Annotated in this window: 8 protein-coding genes and 2 pseudogenes; 4 read left to right on the top strand and 6 right to left on the bottom strand. The window is 69.7% G+C overall.

Annotation, left to right across the window (positions count from 1 at the left end):
• Both AC07DU_RS33465 and AC07DU_RS33460 read left to right on the top strand, forming a co-directional pair.
• Window positions 1-771 (top strand): annotated as a pseudogene (locus AC07DU_RS33465) (hypothetical protein); the annotation flags it as partial.
• Between the two features lie 1,074 nt (window positions 772-1,845).
• A pseudogene (locus AC07DU_RS33460) lies at window positions 1,846-2,073 on the top strand (IS630 family transposase); the annotation flags it as partial.
• 215 nt (window positions 2,074-2,288) lie between these two features.
• Here AC07DU_RS33460 and AC07DU_RS33455 read toward each other — a convergent pair.
• From AC07DU_RS33455 to AC07DU_RS33430, 6 genes are all read right to left on the bottom strand, one after another.
• Entirely contained in the window at window positions 2,289-2,687 is a 399-nt protein-coding gene (locus tag AC07DU_RS33455) for a hypothetical protein (RefSeq protein ID WP_360893389.1), read from the bottom strand.
• A 482-nt stretch (window positions 2,688-3,169) separates the two neighbouring features.
• Window positions 3,170-3,751, bottom strand: a complete 582-nt coding sequence (locus tag AC07DU_RS33450) for a hypothetical protein (protein WP_479115678.1) — start codon at window positions 3,749-3,751, stop codon at window positions 3,170-3,172.
• A gap of 469 nt (window positions 3,752-4,220) precedes the next feature.
• Window positions 4,221-4,667, bottom strand: coding sequence for a hypothetical protein (locus AC07DU_RS33445; RefSeq protein ID WP_479115676.1), 447 nt, complete (start codon window positions 4,665-4,667; stop codon window positions 4,221-4,223).
• A 314-nt stretch (window positions 4,668-4,981) separates the two neighbouring features.
• Window positions 4,982-6,289 carry an MFS transporter gene (locus AC07DU_RS33440; RefSeq protein WP_479115674.1) on the bottom strand — a complete coding sequence of 436 codons (1,308 nt, stop codon included), beginning with the start codon at window positions 6,287-6,289 and terminating at the stop codon, window positions 4,982-4,984.
• 491 nt (window positions 6,290-6,780) lie between these two features.
• The gene (locus tag AC07DU_RS33435) at window positions 6,781-7,203 is read right to left on the bottom strand and encodes a hypothetical protein (protein WP_479115672.1); all 423 of its coding nucleotides are present in this window, start codon (window positions 7,201-7,203) and stop codon (window positions 6,781-6,783) included.
• Window positions 7,200-7,766 carry a SigE family RNA polymerase sigma factor gene (locus AC07DU_RS33430; protein ID WP_479115670.1) on the bottom strand — a complete coding sequence of 189 codons (567 nt, stop codon included), beginning with the start codon at window positions 7,764-7,766 and terminating at the stop codon, window positions 7,200-7,202. The genes AC07DU_RS33435 and AC07DU_RS33430 overlap by 4 nt, the downstream gene beginning before the upstream one ends.
• 440 nt (window positions 7,767-8,206) lie before the next feature.
• Between AC07DU_RS33430 and AC07DU_RS33425 the strand changes: the two genes are divergently transcribed.
• Window positions 8,207-9,550, top strand: a complete 1,344-nt coding sequence (locus tag AC07DU_RS33425; RefSeq protein ID WP_479036353.1) for a pectate lyase family protein — start codon at window positions 8,207-8,209, stop codon at window positions 9,548-9,550.
• 480 nt (window positions 9,551-10,030) lie between these two features.
• Window positions 10,031-10,555 carry a DUF402 domain-containing protein gene (locus tag AC07DU_RS33420; RefSeq protein WP_479115668.1) on the top strand — a complete coding sequence of 175 codons (525 nt, stop codon included), beginning with the start codon at window positions 10,031-10,033 and terminating at the stop codon, window positions 10,553-10,555.
• The last annotated feature ends 42 nt before the right edge of the window (window positions 10,556-10,597 follow it).

Raw genomic sequence — 10,597 nt, 5'->3', positions numbered from 1 at the left:
CCCGGGAACGACCCCGGCCACGACCCTGCGAACGACCCCGGGAAGGCCCCAGGTAACGACCCTGGCAAGGGCACCGGCAAGGACCCGGGCGAGCACCCCGGCCAGAACCCGGGCAAGAACCCCCGTAACGACTCCGGCCACAACCCCGACAAGGACCCCGGTAAGGGCCCCGGCCAGAACCCGGGCAAGGACCCCGGTGACGACCCCGGCCGCAACCCCGGGAACGAACCCGGCCACAACCCTGGGAACGACCCCGGGAAGGCCCCAGGTAACGACCCTGGCAAGGGCACCGGCAAGGACCCGGGCGAGCACCGCGGTGACGACCCCGGCCGCAACCCGGGCCACAACCCCGGGAACGAACCCGGCCCGAACCCCGGCAAGGACCCCGGTAACGACCCAGGCCACAACCCTGGGAACGACCCCGGGAAGGACTCAGGTAACGACCCGGGCAAGCACCCGGGCCAGAATTCGGACAACCACCCCGGGAAGGACCCAGGCCAGAACCCGGGCCACAACCCCGGGAAGGACCCCGGCAAGGTGCCGGGCCAGAACCCGGGGAACCAGCCCGGTAAGGATCCCGGGAACGAGCCGGGCCAGAACTCCGGAAACGGGCCCGGCAAGGACCCGGGCCACAACCCCGGGAGCGGCCCGGGCAAGGACCCCGGCAACAACTCGGGCAACAACCCCGGCCAGGACTCCGGGAACGACCCGGCCCAGAACTCCGGGAACGACTCCGGAAATGGCCCGGGTAATGAGGGGCAGTCCGGATGATCCTGCGGTCTGGGTGCGTGGGGATGATGCTCGGGCCCCGTCACCAAGGGGTCGTCGCACCACGTGATCGCTGAGGCGCCCACTTCGGCTGCCCCATTCGACGCGGGGCTTGCCCACGTCCAGCTCGGCACGCGGCAGGGCCGACGGCCTTGGGCCGGCTCCCGGACGGCAGCAGAACGTCGCCATCGTCGCATCTCCTGCTCGTCATTCACGGCCCCACACCGGGGCCGAGGAGGGAGAGCGTGCAGAGGCACCCCTGACCGCCGTCTCACAATCGCCCATCACGGAGCAGGTCAGGATGCGGCGTACGCGTCCGTACGATCGACCTGGCCAAGGGGGTCAGCGGGCGGAACCAGCGTCGACTGGGGCGCTGGCAAGGAGGTCAGGTAGGACTCCTTGTCCGCAGGGTTTCTCCGCGTCCAAGGGACGAAATCTCCGGACGTCCAGAGGCTCCTCCGGCATGTACGGCGACGGGCGCCACCGCCGTGCAAGATCTGCACCATGGCGGACGCAGCAGCGCTGTACGCGCTGATAGGGGCAGTCGCGGGAGCCGTCGTTGGTGCAGGGGGCGCAGTGCTTGGCCCGTTACTGCTGCATCGACGGCAGAGCGGCGGGCGACGCTGCTGCGACAGGAGGAGCGGGAACGTGCACAGCAGCGCCCTGAGGAGGATCTCCTGCGGCGTCAACAGCAGTTCGAATTGCGAGTGGCCGAACTGGATAGACAGGCAGCGGCGGAGCGAGAGCACGCTGTCGAGATGCGCGCTCGCCAGTTAGCCGCGACGGAACGCCTGAAGCACATGCGCTCGACCACGCGCGCCTGGCATCTGCTGCTTCTCGACACCTTCGACGAGTTGAGGAGCGCCCGATCAGTGGACCACGAGGCATTCTCCGAGGCATGGCACACCGCCAGGGGTGCCGCTGAGCGCGCTGCCCCACCTCGATGTCGCTCGGGAAGCGCTCGCCGCACACATCGTGGGCCGACTGGGCGCGCTCGGCGTGGAGGTGGAGCACCCTTCGGAGGGCCACACCCGGGACGGCTGAGTGCCTGACTGGCCCGGTCAGAGGTTGCCGATCGCGAACCTCATCGAAGCCCACTTCGGACCGCTGCGGCAGTTCACCATCGCCGATTCCCACCACCCCCACCACACCGTGCAGACCCGGGCCCTGCACGCCTACCTGCGCTGGCGCAACGCCAACGCACGCCACCGCGACGTCCTGACCGCCGAACGCAAGGAACGCGCCCGCATCCGCAGCGAGAAGGGCATCCGCTGGGGCGGACGCGCCCTCGCCGCCGCTGCCTGAACGACCCGGCGAGCCTACGCGGTCACAGCTAGGCGGCTTCTTTCGGACTGTCGTATCCAGTGGCCCGGCCACGCCATTACCTGAGTGCGTTGACTCAGCGCTCGACGGTGCTCCGTTCCTGTAGGTCTCGCGGTCGAAGGCCGGCGGCCTGCCGCCACGTCTGCTGAGTCAAGGACACCCATCGACCAACGATCAGATGATCCGCAGGAAAAGCTTCAGTACCCGCGGCCCCACCAGAACAGCGTCACCGCCGCTGCCAGCAGAAGACCGGCCCCGGCCAGGAACCCGGCGGCCCTCGGGCGCCGACGCGGGTCCGAGAACGCCGAGAGGAGCAGGAGGGGGACCGACGGGGAGAAGACGAGCATCCCGACCCAGGAGCCGATCAGCGACCACGGCAGCAGCACCGCCGCGATGGTCCCGGTGGCCCACTGGAAGGCGGAGGGCCGGGCGTACAGGAACAGCGGTACGGCGGTCAGCATCGTGGTCGCGACCACGAAGGGGAGTACGAAGAAAGGGTCGCCGGAGGCGATGACCGGCGTGAGCGGGGTGACCACGGCGCACGCGGCCAGGCCGATCTGCCACGGATGAACACTCTCGCGCGCGGTGACCCGCATGGCCGCCCTCAGAATTCGATGCCTTGAACGCGTTCAAGATACCCCAGCCGGTGGCGGACCCAGACGTCGGGCCCGACGTGGACCCGTGGCCCTGCTCCGTTCGCAGCGGACCGGGGTGAGGCGCCGCGTACGCGGACCGGCCGTGTCGAGGGGAGGCCCGTCCAGCGGCCTGGACCTGCTGGGGCAGCATTTCTGCCCCTCCTGCTCGGTCAGCCTGCGAACCCGTACCGGTTGCGCAATTCCGCCTCCCCACGCTGGTTAGAAAAGTCGTTTCCAACCAGCACCGGGCGAACCGGCGAACCTTACTGGTCACAGCACTAGAGAGGCCGGCCTCAGGCAGCCGCGGCGAGGAAAGCAGCGACGTCGCAATGTCGGGCGCTGCCATAGGTGGGACAAGTGCTCCCGCGCAGGCCCGGCCAACTTGGCCGGGCCCAGGGCGCTGGGCTGTCCCGGGAAGACGGTGTGGGCTTCTCTGTGAGGGGTCAGCCGATGCGGACGGTGATCTCGGGGAGGGGTATGTCGGAAAGGTTCAGCTGGAGCCCGGTCAGGGTCAGGTAGGTCTGCGAGTCGGTCAAGGTGGAGGTGGTGGACGGCGCCTGCGTCTTCCCACGCGTGCTCACCAGCAGGTACCAGCCCCCGCGCTTGTAGCTGCGGGAGGCGTCGGGGCGGTCGCCGTTGGGGTTCAGCGTCCAGCCCTGGCGCTCCAGGTCGGCGCAGATGGCGCTGATCTCCGACTGTGCGGCGGTCTTCTCGCGGACGGCCATCCAGCCCGTCCTGTTCGAGCTGGCGCCGGCCGCGACGGTCGGGCGGCCCTGCGCCGGGTCGAGGCCCGCCGCGCTGACCGCGGTCCGGATCACCTCGTCCACGGCGTCCCGTGTGAGGGGCGGTGACGTGGACTCCGGTGTGGGCGCCGCCATGGATGGGTACGGCGTGGGCGCGGGCGCGCCCAGGTGGATGCGCCCGTCGTCGCCTACCTGGATCTGGTCCGGCAGGACCACAGCGGCCAGGCTCACGATCAAGGTCGCGGCCAGCCCGATCCACACCCTCTTCAACAGCGCGTTCAACGCGAAACTCCCCCCGAGTGATCATTCAGAGGGAGTCTCACACATACTGATCGGCGCCGGGCAGCGCTTAATGGTCCTGACCAAGGCGTTGCATGGTGGTAGGGGCGTGATGAACCCGGCTGCGATCGGACCGTGTGATGTGCCGGCCCGTCCCCCACCCCGTGGATCTGCACCACGATGTCCGCCCGGACTCGACGGCGGCGACGAACGAGCACGGCCATCCCGAGATCATCCGGTGCTGGTGCCGGCCACGGCCGGAGGTGTGTTCGGTCTGGCCGAGCCGACTCCGCCGCGAGTTACGAAGAATCCAGCTCAGACCACACCTGATCGAAGGCTGCCTCACGCCCACGAGTCTGGCCGTCTACCCACCGGCTCACACGATCTGCGAGCTGCCGCTCAAGATCCAGGGAGAGGGAACACGCGTCTCGGCGGTGACGCCTCATCGAGCGGCGGATGATGGGCCCGTCATCTAGACGTTGGCAAGCGCCTGATGAATCGACGCCAGCATCTCGTCGCGGTGTAGGGCGTTTTTCCCCGACCAGATGGGTGACCACATCGTCGCCGCGATCACGAAGTCACGGTGCTGGCCGTCTTGGGTCGTGATTCGCAACGAGCTCTTCCGGAACGGTGCCACGGACACGATCTCCCGCAAGGACACGGCCCGGGCCTTATTCGCCCACCCGACCACCAGATTGATCGCCTTGGCCGACCCTTCTGGACCCAGCTTGCCGGCCGTCTTCGCGAGCAGATCACCTACGAGACGTGTGTCCCACGGTCCGACATAGATGCGCTGGTTGGTGAGAATGACCAGACCACCCTGCAAGGCGAGTTCCGTACCTGGAATGGTGGTCGACCCTCTCTTCACACAGAGCACTTCTTCACCTGGTTCCGGCGGCAATGTCACCCACTGGTTCACGTCATCCTCCTGACTCGCCCCTGACGCACCTCGCGGACGCCTCCTCATGCATCTTCAGTCGCCCCGGAGCTTGTGCAGGGGTGGGCACGCCGCAGGCTCGGCCGCTCAGGGAATCAATGGAATGCGAAATCACCCATGTGCGAGGCCAGGCGGGTCGGAGCACTCAGCGAGTCACGTACCACAACGCCTCAGCGGCGGAGCCTGGCTGGGCGGACGGTCCGGCCTGCCGGGCCACCGCGCCGCTGGACGAGCCCCCCGCTTGCCACCGGGTTCGCGTCCGTCCAGACCCGGCTCAGGGCACCCACCCGCTGGGGCTACGGCCGCCGCGCCCCTGCTTCATGTTCTGCGTCCGTCCCCGCCTCCGACTCCGCGCGGGCCGGCTTCGCGGTCCCCGCCGCCGGCTCGCGGCACGTCCGCGCGGCCCGCAGGGTCAGCGCGGAGGCGGCGACCAGGCCCAGCACCGTGATGCCCGCACCGGACAGACGCAGCGCGCCGGCCGCGCCGAGGCCGGCTACGAGCGGTCCTCCGAGCGCGGTGCCCAGGGGCACCGACAGCACCCTGACGGCGGAACTCGCGGCGAGGGTCTGCGGTAGGAGCGCACTGGGCGTCGAGCGCTGGAACAGGGTGGTCGACAGCGATGAGTACGGCGGCCAGAGAAGCCCGGCCACCCCGAAGCAGACGACCGACACGGCCGTCGGGGCGTTCAGGCCCAGGGGGAGCATCAGCGCACCGAAGCCGATGACGATGCCGACCATCGTGGGCCACAACCTCCACCGGCTGAGGAAGCCGGTGAGCACCGAACCCAGCACCGCGCCGATGCCGAAGGCCGTGTAGAACGCCGCCAGTACACCGGCCGAGGCGCCCAAGTCGTCCGACACGTGCAGCGGGAGCGCCACGTACACGGGGCCGAAGAGGAAGAAGAACGCGAAGCTCAGGGCGAGGAGGCCGGAGAGCGCCGGGCTGCGCCGGATCACCGCGAAACCGGCCGACCGCGCGTCCGTGTAGTCCTCGGGCTCCGGGACCGCGTCTTTGGGGACGGCGACCAGGAAGGTCACCGCCAGCACGAGGAACGTCGCCGCGTCCACGGCCAGCACCGTCGCCGGGCCCCCGAACACGATCAGCAGCGTGGCCAGCGGCGGTCCCACCACCGTGGCGATCGACCCGACACCCGACAGCACGGCGTTGCCCGCCAGGTGGTCGCGCTCCGGCAGCGCCCTGGCGATCAGCGTGTAGACGCCCGCCTGACCCCAGGAATGCAGCACGGAGGACACCGCCAGCAGCGCGACGTACCCCTCGATGCCGAGTGCGCCGAAGGCGTGCAATACCGGGACGGCCCCCAGCGCTCCCGCCCGCAACGCCGCGTCCCAGGCGACCAGTCGGGCGGGCGGGCGGTGGCGCAGGAAGCGGCCGAGCAGCAGCGCGCCCACCGCCCCCGACAGGGTGTAGGCGGCCGCCGCCACCGCCACCCAGCCCCCGCGCTGCGCGGCCGGCGCCAGCTCGATCGCCAGCCAGCTCACCGCCACCACGGCCATGCCGTCACCCAGCGACGAGACGGCGAACCCCGGGAGAACCCGCCGAAGCGTCGTGTGACTGATCACCGGCCAGTACGGCGAAGAGCGCATCAAACGCTTCAGGTCCGGGCCCACGGCCACCTCCACACATCAAAAGAACCGACCCCACGACCTTTCCCCAGGGATCGGCAGGCGAGGTGGCCTTCACCGTTGGGCATAAAAGTCACGCCCAGCGCGAACTGAGCCGCATGGGCAGGCGGGCGCGGACGATGAGGAAGACCGGAAGGGGTGCCGCGGTTTCGTCATCAGTCGTCGTGCCGGGCGAAGTCGCCCGCCACGGCGAGCTGTTCGCTCCGCGTGCGGGCGGTGCCGCGTAGCGGTCGTCCCGGGCGTCCCGGCCGCCGCGGGCGCGTTGTACTGCCCGGCCAACATCCACTGGCCGGCCGGGGCCGTACGACCCTGCTTGAGCACCCAGGTGTGGACGAGGTAACCGTCCTTCTCGGCGGTCGTCAGCGTGAAGTCGTCCTCGGGCAGCGACCGCCATGCACCGGGCGAGGTGACCCCGCCGGTCGGGGCGATCCGCAACTCGACGGTCAGCGGGGTCAGCTCCCCGCGCGTCTTGAGGGTGACGGTGAGACGCTCGGCTCGCGGGACTCGCGGGAGGTGCTCGGCGTAGGGTCCACCGGCGAGGGCACCCGACGCGTCGCGCCCGTCGACGGCGTGGGCGTGGAGGTGGGGGCGGGCGTCGGCCGGACCGCGACCGTCTGCTGCAAGGGCTCGTCGTTCACCACGGAGGCCACGCCGTAGCAGCCGACGGCGAGGATCCCCGCGACCGCCGCGGTGACGCCAACCACGCGCACCCAGCCGAACCGGGGCGGACGGGCCGCTCGGGAGCGGGGCAGGTCCTCCTGCGTCATGCCCGCGTTCGAGCCGTGCCAGGATCCGCGCGCGGTCGGGCCGGTGCGCCCCGGCCGCCTCATGCAGCCCGGGCGCAGCTCGTCGTGCACGTCCCGCCGCATGGTCATCGGTCCCGTCCTCCGGCATTCCCGGTACGCGCCATCGCCGCGTGCACCTTACGCGCAGCGTCCTGCGTGCCGAGCAGCCGCTGCAGCTCGGCCATCCCCTTCGACGTCTGGCTCTTCACCGTACCGACCGACATGCCCAGGGCCAGCGCGGTGTCCTTCTCGGACAGGTCGAACGCATGGCGCAGCACGACACACGCCCGCTTCCGGAACGGCAGCCTGCGCAGCGCCCCTTGTACGTCGACCACCCCGGCCACGTCCGGATTCTCTGTCTTCTCCTTGCGCTGCGCCCAGAACAGCGCGACACGCCGCCGCTCGCGCACCGCGCTGCGTATCCGCGTCCGGGCCAGATCGGTGACCACGCCCCGCGCGTACGCCACCGGCTGCCCGCTCGCCCGTACCCGGTCCCAGCGGTGCCACAGCGCGAGCAGCGCATCCGCGGCCAGGTCGTCGGCGGCATCCGCCTCGCCGGTCAACAGGTGTGCGAGCCGGGCCAATTCGGCGTGGTGCCGCTCGAAGAAGGCATGGAACTCCACGGAGGCGGCGTCATCGACGACTGTGGCCACGGGCGGTGTCTCCTCGCAGCGACCTCGGGGCCCCGGAACCGGGCGCCTGTGCCTGTGCGTGTCCTGTGTGCGACATATGAATGTCCGGACGAGATCCGCAAGAGTAGCAGTGAGCAAGCGCTTGGTCAGGCACGTCGGCGGACGGGCAGGGGCGCCCGCAGCCGTCAAGACGACGGTTGAATCGATGCGCGATCGGACCGGGGCCGTGGACGGCGTCTCGGACGCGCACACAAAGACAGAGGTAGCCACCTTCGGCGGCTGACCTCCGCCTGCTTCGTTAGGCCTCGGGGTGGCGGGATGTGTACACACGACCTCTTCGTCCGCAATGAGGTCCGGTTGCTGACCTGGCCTGCAAAAAAGCTCCCCGCACGCGGCAACCTTTCACAGGTCGGCGGCCACTGACAGGGCGTAACCCCGTTTCTCCCCCGTAAGGAAGCCCCGTGGCTGCTCGCCCCCACCGCCGGTCCCTCCGCTCCCGTCGTGCCGCCGTCCTCTGCGCGGCCGTCGTGGCCGCATGCGTCGGCTCTGGTGTTGTCGTGATGAACGCCAACGCCGGGACCGTCGACCTGTACCACCAGACGCTCACCGCGAAGGACGGCTGGGCGTCCTCCGGTACCGGCACCACCGGTGGCACGAAGGCCGACGCCGCCCACACCTTCACCGTCTCCACCCGTGCGCAGCTCGTGAAGGCGCTGAGCTCGGTCTCCGACACCAAGCCCCGCATCATCAAGATCAACGGCATGATCGACGCCAACACCGATGACAGCGGAAAGAAGCTGACCTGCGCCGACTACGCCCTCGGTACCGGCTACTCGCTGTCGGCCTACCTCAAGGCCTACGACCCGGCCACCTACGGCCGCTCCAAACTGCCCTCCGGCACCCAGGAGACGGCGCGCGCCGCCGCCCAGGCCAAGCAGGGCCAGAACATCGTCTTCAAGGTCCCCGCCAACACGACGATCGTGGGCGTCCCTGGCACGAACGCGGGCCTCACCGGGTCCATGCTCCAGATTCAGAACGTGGACAACGTCATCGTCCGCAACCTGACCTTCGCCGCCACTGAGGACTGCTTCCCGCAGTGGGACCCGACCGACGGCGACGACGGCAACTGGAACTCCAACTACGACTCGGTGTCCCTGCGCGGCGCGACCCACGTGTGGGCGGACCACAACACGTTCACCGACGCGCCGCACTTCGACAGCGCCAACCCGAAGTACTTCGGCCGCGAGTACCAGATCCACGACGGAGCCCTCGACATCACCAAGGGATCCGACCTGGTGACCGTCTCGCGCAACCAGTTCACCAACCACGACAAGACGATGCTGATCGGCAGCAGCGACACCGACAGCGTCGGCAAGCTGCGCGTCTCCATCCACCACAACGTGTGGAAGGGCATCATGCAGCGCGCCCCGCTGGCCCGCATCGGCCAGATCCACATCTACAACAACTACTACGACGTCACACCCCTTAACGGGTACGCGCCGCAGTACAGCATCAACTCCCGCGCCAAGGCTCAGATCGTCGCGGAGAACAACTACTGGAAGCTGCCGTCCGGCGCGAAGGCCGCCAAGCTCCTCAGCGGTGACGGCACCGGCTCGGTCAAGGGCTCCGGCAACCTCGTCAACGGCACGGTGACCGACCTCGTCGCCGCCTACAACGCCGCCTCGTCCAAGGACCTGAAGACGACGGTCAACTGGACCCCGGCCCTCACGACGGGCCTGGAGGCCTCGGCGAGCAACCTTCCGGCGTCGCTGGCGACGACGACGGGGGCGGGCGTGCTCAAGTAGCACCCGAGGCGCGCGAGGGCCGGGCGACCACGAGCCCCCGGCCCTCGCGTACTGGGGCCGCGCGCTCCACCGCCACGGACTGTGAGGGGCCCACCGATGCGTCCCCGGGCCCCTCACGGCGTCCGCCGGGCAACAGCCCACAGGCCGGTTCACACAGGCCGCACGACCTTGTTCTCGTGGCCGGAAGCCGGCGGAAATGGTCCACGAGCGGCGGCCTCTACCTGGGGGCCACCCACGGGCACCCCTGGGAAGGTGTGCGGTTCGCATCCCCCTGGGGGAGCCATGACGTCCTGGACGTGACCATGGTCCGCCCGGACCTGGTAGCCGAGGTCAGCGCAGACCGAGCCGTCGACCGGGGCGGCGTCTTGCGGCACCCGATGCGGTCGACGGGACACTCCCCCGCAGGGTCACTTCCCCGCCCGGTTAGGCTGCCGGGCGCGCGCGGCGGCTTGGCTGACGCCGTCGGGTTAGCGTGTTGGCATGGTCGAAGAGAGCGCTTCCGTGGTGGTGGACGTCCGCAAGTACGACGGCAGTCTGAGCGCGCGGTGGACTGCTGTCCGGCTGGGAGAGGACCAGCACGGCGTGTGGTTGGGCACGGCGCAGGGGGTGCCGGTCAGTTCGTCCACGGGGGAGGATCCGAGCCGGTTCGCGTACGTGCTGTTGGTCCCGCGCGGTGAGTGGTGGACGGCCACGTTTTGTGCGGACCCGGGTCCCGAAGTGTATTGCGACGTGTGCACGGTGCCCGAGTGGAATGCGGAAGGGACCGTCGTGAGCATGGTGGACCTTGATCTCGATGTCGTGCGGCCTCGGGGCGGCGAGGCCCATGTCGAGGACGAGGACCAGTTCGCCGAACGCCGTATGCGCTACGGCTACCCCGACAGCGTCGTCGACGCGGCGCAACAGACGTGCGAGTGGTTGATGGAGAAGGTCCGGCGCCAAGACGAGGGTGAGGGCGTCGAACCCTTCGCCTCGGCGTACCGCTCCTGGCTCGGCCTCATCGGATAGGCCCGCTTCAGTAAGCCTGGCAGCGGGCTCGGGGAGGCCTCT

This window comes from Streptomyces sp. NPDC045695 (assembly GCF_056432025.1).
This window is presented reverse-complemented; position numbering and strand designations above follow the sequence as displayed.

Bases quoted from the DNA above. Each gene is read 5' to 3' on its own strand.
- AC07DU_RS33440 (WP_479115674.1), bottom strand. From the start codon at position 6,289: ATGCGCTCTTCGCCGTACTGGCCGGTGATCAGTCACACGACGCTTCGG.
- AC07DU_RS33420 (WP_479115668.1), top strand. From the start codon at position 10,031: ATGGTCGAAGAGAGCGCTTCCGTGGTGGTGGACGTCCGCAAGTACGAC.
- AC07DU_RS33435 (WP_479115672.1), bottom strand. From the start codon at position 7,203: ATGACCATGCGGCGGGACGTGCACGACGAGCTGCGCCCGGGCTGCATG.
- AC07DU_RS33455 (WP_360893389.1), bottom strand. From the start codon at position 2,687: ATGCGGGTCACCGCGCGCGAGAGTGTTCATCCGTGGCAGATCGGCCTG.